A 13,975-nucleotide genomic window follows, 5' to 3' on the forward strand; every position below is an offset into this window, starting at 1 on the left:
TGATATGCTATAACATTAGCCTTCATTAATACTCTTCGTCGTATTCGTCGTCTTTAATTTTAGATCCTGATTGGTAATCATCAGAGAAAGCATCTTCGTCTTCTTCCTCTTGGCTAGCGAATTTATAACTTAACATTTTATAAAAAAGCTTAGCGGTTAAGAAATCAGAAGATTTTTCAATTTCGTTAGGACATAATTCAACAAGATCAAATCCCACTACATTTTTACGCTCAAACACCATTTTTAAAAACTCTAACGTTTCATACCAGAATAATCCTCCTGGCTCTGGAGTTCCCGTACTAGGCATAATTGATGGGTCTAAAGCATCTAAATCAAATGTAATGAAAACATTATCTGTTAATTGATCAATTACATCATCCATCCAATCTTCATTAACAGCCATATCATGAGCGAAAAATACTTTGTCTAAGTTCATTGAATTTCTCTCAGACTTATCCATACTTCTGATACCAACCTGTACTAAGTTCGTATTTAAACTAGCCTCGTACATTGCACAAGCGTGATTGTAGGGAGTTCCTTCGTACTCTTTTCTTAAATCTGCATGCGCATCTATTTGTAAAACAGTTAAATTGTTAAAGCACTCATCAAATGCTTTAATAGTTCCAATAGAAATAGAGTGTTCTCCACCAATAATGGTTACAAACTTATTTTTATTGATGTATTTTTTTGTTGTTTCATGAACAGTTTTTACTACTGCTTCAGGAGAACTGTTTTCTGTAACAGTTTCTGCTAAATACACTCCTTCTTTATATACTTCACTATTTGTTTCAATATCGTATAATTCCATGTTTTCTGAAGCGTCTAAAAAAGCCTCAGGCCCTTTATCTGCTCCTTTTTGCCATGTACTAGTTCCATCATATGGTACAGGAATAATTACAATTTTTGAGTTTTCTAATTTTGCATATTGATCTGGAATACCAGCATAATTTCTTTTGTCCATTTTTAAATTTTTAGTAACCAAGAATTGATAAGAATTCTTCGCTTTTTTGTTGTTCTTTAAATAATTGTGTTGTTAAATCTCCGTTTTCGTTTTTATCTATTAAAATGTGCTTTGGAGTTGGAATTAAACAGTGTTGTAATCCTCCAAAACCACCAATTGTTTCTTGGTATGCACCAGTATTGAAAAATCCAATATATAAAGTTTTTTGTTTACTATATTTTGGTAAATAGATGGCATTTGTGTGCTGTTCAGAATTGTAATAATCATCACTATCACAAGTAAGTCCACCTAATAACACTCTTTCATATTCATCACTCCAGCGGTTAATTGGAAGCATAATAAAACGTTTATTAATAGCCCAACTATCTGGAAGTGTTGTAATGAATGATGAGTTAATCATATTCCATTTTTCACGATCATTTTGTTTCTTTTGATATAAAACTTCGTAAACAGCTCCACCAGCCTCTCCTACAGTATAACTACCAAACTCAGTAAAAATATCAGGAGTATCTACTCCAGCTTCATCACAAGCTATTTTTATTTGAGTGATAATTTCCTCTACCATGTACTGATAGTCATAATTAAACGCTAAAGAGTTTTTAATTGGAAAACCACCACCAATGTTTAAGCAATTTAAAGTAGGACATATCTTTTTTAACTCAATATATACTTTTAAACACTTAGTAAGTTCGTTCCAATAATAAGCAGTATCTCTAATTCCAGTATTGATAAAAAAGTGTAACATTTTTAAATCTACCTGTGGATTTGCTGCTATCTCTTTCTTGTAGAAATTTACGATATTTTTATAACCAATTCCTAATCTACTTGTATAAAATTCAAATTTTGGTTCTTCTTCAGATGCGATACGAATACCAATATTAAACTTACTACTAGTTTCATCTAAAATTAAATCTAACTCCTCATAGTTGTCTATAATAGGAATACAGTTGGTATGCCCTCCTTCTATTAAACTAACAATGTTAGCAATGTATTGGTCACGTTTAAATCCATTACATAATACATACGCATCGTCTTTAATTTTACCAGATGATTTTAAGGACTTCACAATATCAATATCAAACGCAGAAGAAGTTTCAATATGTATATCGTTTTTTAAAGCCTCATCTAATACATATTTAAAATGAGAACTTTTAGTACAATAACAATAATGATATTTACCATCATAGTTTGTTTTCTTAATTGCATCATGAAACCATTTTTTAGCGTTTAAAATGTTTTCAGATATTTTCGGCAAATAAGTAAACTTTAATGGTGCACCATATGTTTCTACTAATTGCATTAAATCAATATCATGAAATAATAATTCGTTATTTTCTACTTTGAACTCTTGTTGTGGAAAATCAAAAGTTTGCTCTATAAAGTCTTTGTATTTAATATTCATTTTTTTAGTTAAAATTTAGGAAAATAATCCCATTATCAAACTACACCAAAATAGTATTAAAAGGCATAATTTGAAAAAAATTCAGATAATTAATAATAGATCAACTACTACAAATATCTATACTTATTTTTAAATAAAAAAGGGTGTTTAGACTCTTAAAGCCACGCATTCACCACTCAGTTTATAAAAGTTGAGCGGCATAAAAATGCTTAGTAGAAAAGAAGACACCTTAATTTTTTCGCTGCGTTTCCAAAACACGAAGTAACCCTCTGTCTTCAAAGAAAAGTTACTAACGAAATAAGTTAAACGTAACATTTGACTTACTCATAAGATGTGGTAAATATATACTTTTTTTTTATACAAATATTTTTTTTGCGTTTTTTTACAAAAAAAAATAAAAAACTGTAAATCAAACAATTAAACCTTATCTTTTAGTTCAATTCCCTTGTATAATATAATAATATTTGGTACCGTAACATACTTTTTTGTTTCGGAAAGATAAAGTAAAACATAAAAACCAGTGATGTTTTTTACCTCGCCTGTTAAATCAAAATCTTTATCTAATATTCTGATTGTATCTCCTATTCTCATAGGATGGTAAAAAAACAAAATTACACTTGCTGTTAAATTTGATAGCATTGACCATTGAGCAAAGAATCCTACACCGACTACAGCTAAAATTGAAGAAGCAACAACACCAAATTGTTTAAAATCAATTCCTAAAATTAGCAACAATGCTAAGAAAGAAGATAGGATATATAAAAGGTAAAATAGGTTTAAAATTAGTTTTCTTCTATGCGGTTCAATAGAATTTCTAATGATGTATGACTTAGTTAATCTTTTGGTAATGTTAATTGCTAGTAGCAACACAAATAATAGTATTGAAATTTTAATAATAGTAGTATACATCAGTTTATTAGTTAATATAAAACCTCATTCTAAATATAGAATGAGGTTATGATTATATTGTAAGTTTTTTTAATTATTCTTCAATTAACTTTAATGATTCTAAAGTATAAATTTCGTCATCATCTTCAGTTGTAGACACAGAGTAAGTTACTTCAAATTTTTCACCTACATAAGTGTCGCCTTTTAAATCAAATTTTTTTACTAAATCTTCTTTAACCTTATCAAAGGTTATCGTTACATAATCATCATCCGTTTCATATGAAAAATTATATCCCTCTTCATTAAATCCATCAAACATAGCAGTAACTTTTACGCTTTTAATTGTAGATGCGATATATGAATGAGATTGTAAGCCTAGTACTAAAACAATTAATAATATTGATTTTATAATTTGTGATTTCATTTTTCTTTAAATTTTAATATAAACAGTATTTATTCTCTGCTCTTGGATATTTGCCACTACAAGTCCAAGGTTCTTTTAGCAAAAACTATTCTATAATTTTGCTCGTGGCATTAAAGAAAAAATGATATTACATAGGCTTTATTTTTATGCTCAAGTATTAATCAAAAATAATAAATATATGAATTGATAACATATTTTTTCAACTAATATTTCTACTACTAAAATGTGGTATTTTAAGCGAAATAGTGGTTGAATTTAGTCCTCCTCTTCTTGTATTTCTCTAACATCTACTATTATGTAGACTAAATTTCCTTTTACAGTATCGGTAATATAGGTAACCTCAAAATGAACGCCTTCAAAAAACTCTTGTTGCAAGTCGTAATTTTTTGAAACTCTCTCTGAAACTTCATTAAAATATATGGTTTCCTTTTTACCTGTTGCTTGTTCTGTAAAAGAGAAAGCATACTTATTGTTTTTGAATCCCATAAAGTAAGCTTCCAATTTTTCAGGCTTTACCGTTTTTGAAGAACTTTGGTCTGTTAATTCGCTCTCTACTTTAGGCACTTTACGTTCTTTTAAATCTACTATTCTGTAAGTATATTTACCATCTACATTTGAAGTAAAATACGTTACTTCAAAGAATACACCTTCAAAAAAATCATTTTTTAAACTAAATGTTTCAATAACTTCAGGAGTTGCATATTGAAAACGAATAGTTTCCTTTTTACCAGTAGCAACTTCTTTATAAGAAAAAGTATAGTGATTATCTTTGTAGCCTATATAATAACCTTCTAATTTTTCACTTTTCTCCTGAGCTAATAAGCTGTTTGACATAAAAATACTTAGTACGAACAGCATTACTTTTTTTATTGTAGATTTCATAAAATATTAAATTTTGTATCTGTTTAATTATATTTTTTTTGATTATGTATTTTAGACAATATCTAATGAAAAAAGTCACATTGTTTTTGGTATTAAAAGCTGAAAAATAAATTTCATTTTTTTAAAATCAAATCATTTTTTGATGTAATATTGATATAACAAACAAAAAAGATAGATACAAGATGTCAGAAAAAATGAAAATAGTGTTTCCTGGTACCTTTGAAGCTGAAAATCATTGGTATGAAAAATCACTGAATGCAACGATACACCCAATGGTAAGCTACTTTTTAAACTTATCTACTGATCGAATAGTGAAACGTTATTGTCATTTAAATCCTAAAGTAAATTCTGCAGATTTAATTGAAATTTTAAAATATAAACCTCAATATTACCACTTATCTGGAGCCGATTTATTACACGTTACTACTGAGAAAGGTAAACGACAAATGGTAATTATAGAAAATAATTCTTGTCCATCAGGGCAAAAATCGATGCCACTACTTAACGAATTTGAAGAGCAAGGTGGTTATCGTAAATTCATGGAACTAACCATAAAGCCAATGTTAAAAAAAAATGTTACTGATGCAGTAGCTGTTATTTATGACAAAAATTATATGGAAGCTTCGGGTTATGCTCATGCTATGGCAGATATGCTAGGCAAAAATGTGTACTTAGTTCCTTATTATAATCATTTAGATAAAAGCCATGTTGATGTATCTGGTGAATACATTCAATTAAAAGTAGATGGTGAATGGATAAAATTAGGGTTAGTTTTTCGTTATTTAACTCAAAAACCTTGGAATAGATTACCAATTAGCTCAAAAACTAAAATTGTAAACCCAACAATTGTTTGCTTAGCTGGAGGAAGAAATAAAATGATTGCTTCTAAAGCCTACTCATTTTACAATGCCGAACTAATGCATAAAAACTTGAAAATTCTTACACCACATACCATTTGGGATGTAAATAAAAATGAAATTCCATTATGGGTTAGCAATATGGGAGGAAAAGCAGTAGTAAAAAACCCTTATAGCAATGCTGGTCAAGGAGTATACACTATTGTTAATGAGAAAGAATTAGCTGATTTTATGGAGTTAGATTTTGATTATGATAAATTTATTGTACAAAGTTTAGTTGGAAATTATAACTGGAGCTCAACAACTTCTGAAGGAAAATTTTATCATGTAGGTACAGTTCCAAACGCAAAAGGACAGTCTTTTGTACTTGATTTTAGAATGATGATTCACGGTACTAAAGATGGATATAAACCAATATCTATTTATTCTCGTAGAGCTAAATCACCTTTAAAAGATACCCTAGATGATGGTAAAGCTTCATGGGATATTTTAGGTACTAACCTATCTTTTAAAAATGAAAAAGGTGGTTGGGGATCTGATACAAGTAGATTATTATTAATGGAAAGAAAAGAGTTCAATAACTTAGGAATTGGACTAGACGATTTAGTAGAAGCTTATATTCAAACGGTATTGACTTCTATTGCAATCGATAAAATGGCTATAAAATTAATTAATAGTAAAGGTGGATTTAAAAAGAAATTATTTAAATCGTTGAATGACGATGAACTATTAATCAAAGAGATTCTGTAATGGCTAAGAAGTTTAAAAAAATTCCGATTATCAAAAAAATCAAGTTAGATTCTTATGAGAAAAACACACTATCGTATAGATGGTTACATATTGTTTCTAACGGTGTCGGACAACCTATTTTAATTCCTGTAATTATTGGAAAAGGTACTAAAGACGGTCCTGTACTTGGGGTAACTGCGGTTGTGCATGGAAATGAGCTTAATGGTATGCCTGTTATTCAAAAATTGTTTAAATCAATCGATTTAACAAAGTTATCTGGAACCATTATTGGAATTCCAGTAGTTAATGTTCCTTCTATTTTAGTAAGTGAACGCCGTTTTACTGATGGTGCTGATTTGAATAGAATTATGCCAGGAAACGAAAACGGAAATAGAAGTCAAGTATATGCCAATAGAGTTATAAATAGAATCGTTAAAAACTTTGACTATCTAATTGATTTACACACGGCAAGCTTTGGAAGAATAAACTCTTATTATGTAAGAGCAGATTTATCTTCTAAAATTGCGAAACAGCTAGCGTTAATCCAAAATCCACAAATCATATTAAATGCACCTCCAAAAGATGGAACGCTGAGAGGTGCGGCGGCTGATTTAGGTATTGATGCCATTACTGTTGAAGTTGGTGATCCAGATAAATTCCAAAAAGGGATGATTCGCTCAGGTTTAACTGGTGTTTATAATACCTTGGCTTTTTTAGACATGTATGAAACTGAAATTGAAGAAGCTGATGATAAAGCTATCATATGTAAGAAATCTTATTGGATTTATAGTCATGTTGGAGGTATCTTACAGGTTCATTCTCAATTAACTCAAAGGATACAAAAAGGTGACCTAATTGCCACTGTTAAAGACGTTTTTGGAAGAGTATTAAAAGAATATTTTGCTCCAGAAGATGGTATTGTGATTGGTAAAAGTATAAACCCAGTTGGACAAACAGGAAGTAGAATAATTCATTTAGGAATTTTGTAATCAACACAATATTTTAAGATATATATATTGTATAGAAGAAATTGAATGAACATTAACTAAATTAAAATTACATTTGATTTAGTATTAAACTAAAGAATGAAAGAAATTCACATAACTGCTACTGATACTGAAGGTACTGTAAGACAAATTCAAGATGTACTTGGAGGCGAAATAACTGAAAGATGGGGAGAATATATGCTTACTATCAATAATAAAGAAGCTTTTGGTACCATAACATTCATTAATTTTGAATGGGGAGGCAGTTTATTAGAATATAATATCACTTTTTTTGATGATATTTCCTTGGTAATGGATACTTCTATGTTCAATCCAATTCATTTTGTATATACTCTAGAAGGACATTCACTTCATCGATTTGAATTAGAAGATCAAAAAAGAAAGTTAGATCAATTTCAACCTGTAATTATTACGAGTAAAAATGGAGGTTATAATTATGGGTATTTTGAAAAAAACATTAAAGTACATATTAATTTAATTCAAATAAGTCGTAAAGAATTTATCAGAAAAAGACTTAATGACGCTTCTGTATTAAATCAAAAATTGTATGATATTTTTCATGATAAACAGCATGAAAACACGTTTGCTTATTTTGGATCTTATAACCTTAAACTTTCGAACTTAGTAAAGCGACTTAATTCTATCAAACAAAAAGGGATGATTAGAATTTTGATGAAAGAAGGTATTATTTACCAGATTTTATCTGAACACATGCAACAGCATAACAAAGATGTAAAGAAGAATAAGGAATTAGATACCGACTTAACTAAAAAAGAAATAAATCTTATAAGGAAGTTAGCTTCTAAAATATCAAAAAATGTATCTGAAGATTATAATGTTGAAGATATGGCTCTTGAATTAGGTGTAACGCAAGCCAAGTTACAAGAAGGTTTTAAGCTTCTTTTTTCAAGAACAGTTATTGAGTATTTAAGACATGTTAGATTAGAAAAAGCTAGAGATTTATTAAATAGTACTGATTATAATATCTCTCAAGTTGTATATGCAATAGGATTTAGCAGTAGAAGTTATTTTTCAAAAATTTTCAAAAGAAAATACGGCTTATCTCCTAGTGAGTTTTTAAATAATAAAAAAGAATCAAACATAAAAATAGCTTGATTTTGAGGTTACCTTTTAATATTTATCTGAACATTCTAGTACTATAGCTAATATTACAAACCCAGCCATGGCAACTATACCAATAGTTGTTATAATATTACTTGTTGAATAATTTCTTTGTTTAAAAGGCTTTGACCTTTTTCTTCGAATCTTTATTTTTCCGTTTAATCGTCTCATTTTTTATACTTTATATAAAAATAGTTAACTATTAACAAAATAGTTAGCTCACCAAATAATAAGATTGACTCATTTCAAATTTTACACACTTAACTTAATACTTTTTGAAATGAGTTAAGCATTCAATTAAATGAGTTAAAGTAAAGAACATCTTCTTCATACTTTTGTAGTGTATTTGTTTAACACACGAATTGCAGATGTTAAATAGTAAGCATCTAAAAAGAATTTGCTTGTAATTTAAAAACATATACAACATGAAAAAATTAATTTTAACCGCAACCGTATTCGGATTTGGAGCACTATTTGCCCAACAAAACGTAAATCAAACAGACTTTATCAAAACTTCAACTGAAGGAAAAATGAAAGTCTTAGAAAACAATAAGTGAACTACAAAAAAGGTAAAAATTGTTACATTAAAAGAACAGAATGTAAAATTTGATGAAAAAGACCGTTACAAATTAAATCAGGACAGAGTTAATACTTCTCCTGAGGTAACAAAAATTGTAACGACAGATGTCGATAACGACAACCATTACGACCAAGCTTACATTACTTCATACAAATTAAATAAAGAAACTCCATTATTAACGCAATCAACTAATTTGCCAAACATGGAGACGTATGAAATCGCAACTTTAGATAATTCCATCGATTTTACTGGAGAAACAAAGCTTACTGATAACAGAGGCATTGTATTAACAGTAGTAGATGAAAATAATATTCAATCGAAGTTATTACTACCAAATAATATCTTCTAGTGGTTCATGTTTACCATTGAAAGTGTACTAAGTGTACAATAAGTTTTGTGCTCTAGTTGAGCACAAAACTTTTTATAAAAAACATATCTATTAACATAAAACATATAAACATGGACTATTTAACAAGAAATAAAGAAGAAAATTTAATCGTAGCTAAAGAATTAAATCAATTATTGGCAGACTACCACATTTACTATCAAAAATTAAGAAACTTTCACTGGAATATTGTAGGTGAAAATTTCTTTGAATTACACGGAAAATTTGAAGAAATGTACAAAGATGCTAGAGTAAAAATTGATGAAATAGCTGAACGAATTCTAACATTACAATTTCATCCAGTAAGTAGGTTTAGTAGATACTTGAAAATAGCTACTATATCTGAAAACTCTCCATTTCAAACAGATAAAGACATGATTTTTATCTTATTAGAAGATCACAAAACATTATTACACCAAATGAATTTAGTTATTAAGAAAGCTACTAAAGTGAATGATGAAGGAACAATTGATATGATTGGTGGATATATTAAAGATCTTGAAAAAACAAGTTGGATGCTAAACGCATGGACAAAGAACAAGGTAGAACAATTAAGAGCAGATATTGTTCTTTCATAACATAACTTAGTAATTAATTAAAATAGAATAAATGAAGTTGTTTCACATTAAAAGAAAAACTAAAACTGAAAACATATTTTCACCAAAAATGGGGAGACTGATGGCTAGAGTAACTTATATCAAAAAATATTTTCTGTTCTTTCCCGTCGGCACGCTCCATAAATACAGAGAAACGTATTACGGAGAAGTCAAAATGTACGATGATTGTCATTTGTACATTTAATAGTAAATCTTACACTTACAGTGTAAGATTTTTTTATATTTAGAAATAAAATTTAAAATGAATTTATAATACTAATTCATAATATTTTTTTGCTCTTTCTTTAAGAGGATTTGTAGACCATTTTTCCCATTCATTAGTTTCAGGATTATAACCACATTTTAAGGGCTTACTATATAAATCTTTTGGATTTTCTACAAAAGCCCGACAATCGGTGCATATATAACGGTATTCACATGATTTGCAAACAGAAATCTTATCTTTATTAATAAACCATAACTTTTGAAATTCATTATTGTTTACAACTTCGGTTAGGGCAACCGAATTTATATGTCCATAATCTTTCAACATAGATGGACAATTTTTAATTTTCCCATCAATGTCAATTGAGACTTTTCTATTTAAACAAGAATTATAATTTTTAGCTTCTGTATACTCTTTAATTCCTGATACATTAAAGTTTTTAAAATTAATGATTCCACAAGATTTATTAGAAACTACATCTTGTTCTGTAGATACTATATAGCCAATACTTTCATTATGGCGTTTAATTTTTCTTACTTTATTATTTGGAGCATTATAAAAAGTAATTCGTTCTACTATGTAATTACTTTCCATTATCGAAAGCATTTCATCAATTAAATTTTCATCTTCATACCTTAAAATAAGTTCAATTGAATTTAAATAATACTTATTTGCTACAGAAATAATGTCAGACACAAAATTACAATCTGTTTTTGAATAAGATCTAAATTCAATGTGTTGACAATTTAATTGTGCCAACTGACAGAATATATCATTTAAATCATAAGATGACTCATTGTAGTCAATAATTGCATTCGTAATTTGATGTGGGCTATCCCATTCAGTACTCATTTCTGGAAATAGTGAAATATCATCAACATATTCACCAAGTTCATTTTCAACTAAAAAGTTAAGCAATAATTTAAAATTAGATACATCATCTGAACTCAATATGCTTTCTATTTCTGATATCTTTTGCTTCTTTAATTTTTGAAGAATATGATAATACCCTTGAGGAAATTTATAAATGTCCTTACGAGTTAAATCATGTATTAAGCATTCTTTTATTCCACTTACAATAACGCAATCAGTATATAGTAAAAAGTAATTATTTTTCATTTTCATCATCAAAATTCATGTTAGAGTAATCAATCATTTTAGAAATAGGTTTATTAAATTTTCCATATAAATGATATCCTCCTAATTCTTTATTTTCTATACCATCTATTAATTCTTGCTCATCTGTTAACATTTCGTTATACAAAATGAAATTATACCACAGAGGTAGATTTTTAGTTGATGAGTTATCGAACTCAAGTTTTTTTATTGTTAATTCCATTTGAACCTAAAGTATTTTAGCCACTTCTCTTTCTAGGTAATAATTACATGGGGTAGAAACCATAGTGAATTGTCCGACTGGATTGATTTCTAAAAAAATATAGTTACCGTTTTTATCCACCATAATATCAGCTGAACCAGTATCTAAATCTAATTCTTCATAAAGTTTTTTAAGTTTTAATTCTACTGTTTCCGGAAGTTTAAAACTTAGGTTTCTATTTGGTTTAGCATTATTGTACTTTCTAAAATCTAATTCAGTTTGTTTATCATTTTGAGAAAACACACACATAGAATAAAATTTTCCTTCTAAGTAGAAGACTCTTAACTCGTAACGTTTTTCTACTAAGTTTTGAAATAATGTAGGCGAAAAATTCTCGGGAAATTCATTTATATTATCTAAACTAACTTTTTCGGTGTATGTATAATATCCATGTTTTTCATTAAAATGATATAAGTTGTCTTTTATAGATTTAGTTATTAATTCTCCTTCTTTGTTAATTATTTTTTGAAGTTGACTTTTGTTTGTAACTATAAAAGTTTTAGGAACAGAGAGACCTATTTTACTTGCTTTATCAAGTACTTCTAGTTTATTTAAATCCGCATTATACTTTTTGCCAATACTTCTTTTTTGTTCGAGTTTATTATGGATAAAGTTTAGTAAGGTCTTGTTCTCGGCTTTTACTATATTTCTTAATTCGTATCCCTCTTCAAGTAAAATATCTTTATCATTAACCATGTAATTAGCTTTAAAATGGCGCAAACCTAATCCTGATTTTCTATACCATATAGCATCTGATTTATTTAAATCATGTTTTTCTCCATTTACCGTAAAATAAATCTGGTTATTTGGAGCATTTAATTCGTTAAACTGAGCTTCGTTTTTGTCTCCATTTATTCTTAAAAAGGCTTTATTATAAAATCTTAGCCATTTACATACGATTGTTGTTGTATAATCACCTTGTATAGAAAATATGAGCTTCATGCTTGTTATTTTTAATAATAAGCTAGTTTAACTAGCTTATTATTTATTTGTTTTTAAAGACTACTCTATTCGATGTTAGTACCTCCTGATCCTCCAGAAAAATTGGTATCTTCAATTTCCTTATCTGTATCTGTTGAAGTACCACCTGAGTCAGTATCTTTATCCCACCCCATACTGTTGGTAGCAGCTGTACTACAATTTGTATCAGTATTAAACAATTGTCCTCCATAAAGACTTGATAAAGATTCTTTTTCAATTTTTTTTCCAGAAAACTTTTCTAATGACATAATAATTTAAATTTAATATTCTACCTACTCTATTTTGGCTTTTCAGTATCCGCCTTTGTTAAATTGAATAACTTTATAGGAAGTATCATTTGGAATAAAATTGTTACTATGGTAATAAGATTTTTTTACTTCTTAAAGGATTAAATACTATCTTTTGATTATTAACCTTTTGTAAATCAGATATGATACCAGCAGATTTTTCTTTTGAAAAAAGAAATAAAGATTAACAAATACTTCATTATTTATTATTCAATAATTATGTATTTTAAGGGTTTAATTAACCATTTTTATTTTGACTCACGAATTCAAAGACATTATTTACCATGCAAAAAGCAATCAAGAAAAAGGAATTAAAAATGTACTAGCTACCATTGTAGCTTTAGAAGGTTCGTCTTACAGGAAACCAGGTGTTAGAATGTTACTATCTTCTGACGGAAAAATGGTTGGAGCTGTTAGCGGTGGATGTGTTGAGAAAGAAGTGCAACGAAGAGCTCAATCGGTCTTTGAATCTGATGTAGCAAAAGTTATGACGTATGATGGACGTTATCGTTTAGGCTGTGAAGGTATTCTATATATTCTATTAGAACCTTTCAATATTTCAGATGATTTTTTAAATGATTTTGAATTGTGTTTAAAAAACAGAGATTCGTTTGAAATTGAATCTTCTTACCTCAAAGAAGATGATTACACCGCAAATATTGGTTCACTAATTAGATTCACAAATTCTGAATATACCTTCTCTCCTACTTTTAACAAATCTACTTTTGAAAGTCATTTAACATTTAATCAAAAACTACAACCATGTTTCAGGTTGTTGATAATTGGTGGAGAACATGACGCTGTAAAATTATGCATGTCAGCGAGTTTACTTGGTTGGGAAGTTGATGTAATTACCTCTGAAAAAGATCCTAAACTAATATCCGATTTTCCTGGAGCAAATTCAGTTATTGGTGTATCACCCGAATTAGCTGAGTTAACAATTGATAACGATACAGCAGTAGTTTTAATGAATCATAATTATGTAAAAGACTTAAAATATCTTTTAAAGTTAGAACCTTTAAAACCTTTTTATATTGGGATATTAGGTTCTGCAAAACGTAGAGAACAGTTACAAAATGAATTATTTCATTATGCTCCAGATTTATCAGAGGAATTTTTAGACACAATATACAGTCCTGCTGGATTGAATATAGGGGCCATTACCCCTGAAGAAATAGCTATTTCTATTATCTCAGAGATTCTTGCAGAAACTAGAAAAAAAACACCTGTTTCTCTTCGAACTCTTACTGGTAAAATTCATGCAAAGTAA

17 protein-coding genes are annotated in these 13,975 nt (G+C 28.5%); 7 read left to right on the forward strand and 10 right to left on the reverse strand.

Translation table 11 applies throughout. The features are described from left to right. Positions 1 to 25 precede the first annotated feature (25 nt). From speB to EV195_RS07230, 5 genes are all read right to left on the reverse strand, one after another. On the reverse strand, positions 26 to 961 hold the full coding sequence (speB, locus tag EV195_RS07210) for an agmatinase (protein ID WP_132794259.1): 936 nt from the start codon (positions 959 to 961) through the stop codon (positions 26 to 28). Positions 962 to 971: 10 nt separating this feature from the next. Further along, a complete protein-coding gene (locus EV195_RS07215; RefSeq protein WP_132794260.1) occupies positions 972 to 2,363 on the reverse strand; it encodes an arginine decarboxylase in 1,392 nt (463 codons plus the stop codon). 417 nt (positions 2,364 to 2,780) lie between these two features. After that, positions 2,781 to 3,272, reverse strand: a complete 492-nt coding sequence (locus EV195_RS07220; RefSeq protein WP_132794261.1) for a mechanosensitive ion channel domain-containing protein — start codon at positions 3,270 to 3,272, stop codon at positions 2,781 to 2,783. A gap of 73 nt (positions 3,273 to 3,345) precedes the next feature. Further along, complete coding sequence (locus EV195_RS07225; protein WP_132794262.1) at positions 3,346 to 3,675, reverse strand: hypothetical protein; 330 nt, start codon at positions 3,673 to 3,675, stop codon at positions 3,346 to 3,348. Between the two features lie 255 nt (positions 3,676 to 3,930). After that, positions 3,931 to 4,557 (reverse strand): hypothetical protein, encoded by a 627-nt coding sequence (locus EV195_RS07230; RefSeq protein WP_132794263.1) that lies wholly within the window; start codon positions 4,555 to 4,557, stop codon positions 3,931 to 3,933. A 194-nt stretch (positions 4,558 to 4,751) separates the two neighbouring features. On the opposite strand from EV195_RS07230, the gene EV195_RS07235 reads away from it, so the two are divergent. The 3 genes from EV195_RS07235 to EV195_RS07245 all read left to right on the forward strand — a co-directional run bounded on the left by EV195_RS07235 (position 4,752) and on the right by EV195_RS07245 (position 8,266). Then, positions 4,752 to 6,164 carry an ATP-grasp domain-containing protein gene (locus EV195_RS07235; protein WP_207899777.1) on the forward strand — a complete coding sequence of 471 codons (1,413 nt, stop codon included), beginning with the start codon at positions 4,752 to 4,754 and terminating at the stop codon, positions 6,162 to 6,164. Next, positions 6,164 to 7,132: a succinylglutamate desuccinylase/aspartoacylase family protein gene (locus EV195_RS07240; protein ID WP_132794265.1), complete on the forward strand. Its 969-nt coding sequence runs from the start codon at positions 6,164 to 6,166 to the stop codon at positions 7,130 to 7,132. Before EV195_RS07235 ends, EV195_RS07240 begins: the two co-directional genes overlap by 1 nt. A 96-nt stretch (positions 7,133 to 7,228) precedes the next feature. Then, positions 7,229 to 8,266, forward strand: coding sequence for a response regulator transcription factor (locus EV195_RS07245; protein ID WP_132794266.1), 1,038 nt, complete (start codon positions 7,229 to 7,231; stop codon positions 8,264 to 8,266). Positions 8,267 to 8,281: 15 nt separating this feature from the next. Here the strand turns inward: EV195_RS07245 and EV195_RS16655 are convergent, their stop codons facing one another. Continuing rightward, positions 8,282 to 8,443, reverse strand: a complete 162-nt coding sequence (locus EV195_RS16655) for a hypothetical protein (RefSeq protein WP_165915698.1) — start codon at positions 8,441 to 8,443, stop codon at positions 8,282 to 8,284. Between the two features lie 254 nt (positions 8,444 to 8,697). Here EV195_RS16655 and EV195_RS16890 point away from each other — a divergent pair, with 254 nt between their 5' ends. The 3 genes from EV195_RS16890 to EV195_RS07250 all read left to right on the forward strand — a co-directional run bounded on the left by EV195_RS16890 (position 8,698) and on the right by EV195_RS07250 (position 9,815). Further along, on the forward strand, positions 8,698 to 8,829 hold the full coding sequence (locus EV195_RS16890; protein ID WP_262708527.1) for a hypothetical protein: 132 nt from the start codon (positions 8,698 to 8,700) through the stop codon (positions 8,827 to 8,829). 225 nt (positions 8,830 to 9,054) lie between these two features. Beyond that, positions 9,055 to 9,201, forward strand: coding sequence for a hypothetical protein (locus EV195_RS16660; protein WP_165915699.1), 147 nt, complete (start codon positions 9,055 to 9,057; stop codon positions 9,199 to 9,201). A 110-nt stretch (positions 9,202 to 9,311) separates the two neighbouring features. Then, positions 9,312 to 9,815 (forward strand): Dps family protein, encoded by a 504-nt coding sequence (locus EV195_RS07250; RefSeq protein WP_132794267.1) that lies wholly within the window; start codon positions 9,312 to 9,314, stop codon positions 9,813 to 9,815. 286 nt (positions 9,816 to 10,101) lie between these two features. Here EV195_RS07250 and gwsS read toward each other — a convergent pair whose 3' ends face one another. From gwsS to EV195_RS07275, 4 genes are all read right to left on the reverse strand, one after another. Further along, positions 10,102 to 11,187, reverse strand: a complete 1,086-nt coding sequence (gwsS, locus tag EV195_RS07260; protein ID WP_132794269.1) for a grasp-with-spasm system SPASM domain peptide maturase — start codon at positions 11,185 to 11,187, stop codon at positions 10,102 to 10,104. After that, on the reverse strand, positions 11,168 to 11,398 hold the full coding sequence (locus tag EV195_RS07265; protein ID WP_132794270.1) for a hypothetical protein: 231 nt from the start codon (positions 11,396 to 11,398) through the stop codon (positions 11,168 to 11,170). The genes gwsS and EV195_RS07265 overlap by 20 nt, the downstream gene beginning before the upstream one ends. Before the next feature lie 6 nt (positions 11,399 to 11,404). Next, positions 11,405 to 12,379 (reverse strand): grasp-with-spasm system ATP-grasp peptide maturase, encoded by a 975-nt coding sequence (gene gwsG, locus EV195_RS07270; RefSeq protein ID WP_132794271.1) that lies wholly within the window; start codon positions 12,377 to 12,379, stop codon positions 11,405 to 11,407. Between the two features lie 65 nt (positions 12,380 to 12,444). Further along, positions 12,445 to 12,666 carry a hypothetical protein gene (locus tag EV195_RS07275; RefSeq protein WP_132794272.1) on the reverse strand — a complete coding sequence of 74 codons (222 nt, stop codon included), beginning with the start codon at positions 12,664 to 12,666 and terminating at the stop codon, positions 12,445 to 12,447. 292 nt (positions 12,667 to 12,958) lie between these two features. Here EV195_RS07275 and EV195_RS07280 point away from each other — a divergent pair, with 292 nt between their 5' ends. Continuing rightward, positions 12,959 to 13,975, forward strand: a complete 1,017-nt coding sequence (locus tag EV195_RS07280; RefSeq protein ID WP_132794273.1) for an XdhC family protein — start codon at positions 12,959 to 12,961, stop codon at positions 13,973 to 13,975.

Source organism: Tenacibaculum skagerrakense, assembly GCF_004345825.1.
GTDB classification, from domain to species: Bacteria; Bacteroidota; Bacteroidia; order Flavobacteriales; family Flavobacteriaceae; genus Polaribacter; species Polaribacter skagerrakensis.

Coding starts and splice junctions, on each gene's coding strand:
- speB (WP_132794259.1), bottom strand. CDS start 961: ATGGACAAAAGAAATTATGCTGGTATTCCAGATCAATATGCAAAATTA.
- EV195_RS07215 (WP_132794260.1), bottom strand. CDS start 2,363: ATGAATATTAAATACAAAGACTTTATAGAGCAAACTTTTGATTTTCCA.
- EV195_RS07220 (WP_132794261.1), bottom strand. CDS start 3,272: ATGTATACTACTATTATTAAAATTTCAATACTATTATTTGTGTTGCTA.
- EV195_RS07225 (WP_132794262.1), bottom strand. CDS start 3,675: ATGAAATCACAAATTATAAAATCAATATTATTAATTGTTTTAGTACTA.
- EV195_RS07230 (WP_132794263.1), bottom strand. CDS start 4,557: ATGAAATCTACAATAAAAAAAGTAATGCTGTTCGTACTAAGTATTTTT.
- EV195_RS07235 (WP_207899777.1), top strand. CDS start 4,752: ATGAAAATAGTGTTTCCTGGTACCTTTGAAGCTGAAAATCATTGGTAT.
- EV195_RS07240 (WP_132794265.1), top strand. CDS start 6,164: ATGGCTAAGAAGTTTAAAAAAATTCCGATTATCAAAAAAATCAAGTTA.
- EV195_RS07245 (WP_132794266.1), top strand. CDS start 7,229: ATGAAAGAAATTCACATAACTGCTACTGATACTGAAGGTACTGTAAGA.
- EV195_RS16655 (WP_165915698.1), bottom strand. CDS start 8,443: ATGAGACGATTAAACGGAAAAATAAAGATTCGAAGAAAAAGGTCAAAG.
- EV195_RS16890 (WP_262708527.1), top strand. CDS start 8,698: ATGAAAAAATTAATTTTAACCGCAACCGTATTCGGATTTGGAGCACTA.
- EV195_RS16660 (WP_165915699.1), top strand. CDS start 9,055: ATGGAGACGTATGAAATCGCAACTTTAGATAATTCCATCGATTTTACT.
- EV195_RS07250 (WP_132794267.1), top strand. CDS start 9,312: ATGGACTATTTAACAAGAAATAAAGAAGAAAATTTAATCGTAGCTAAA.
- gwsS (WP_132794269.1), bottom strand. CDS start 11,187: ATGATGAAAATGAAAAATAATTACTTTTTACTATATACTGATTGCGTT.
- EV195_RS07265 (WP_132794270.1), bottom strand. CDS start 11,398: ATGGAATTAACAATAAAAAAACTTGAGTTCGATAACTCATCAACTAAA.
- gwsG (WP_132794271.1), bottom strand. CDS start 12,379: ATGAAGCTCATATTTTCTATACAAGGTGATTATACAACAACAATCGTA.
- EV195_RS07275 (WP_132794272.1), bottom strand. CDS start 12,666: ATGTCATTAGAAAAGTTTTCTGGAAAAAAAATTGAAAAAGAATCTTTA.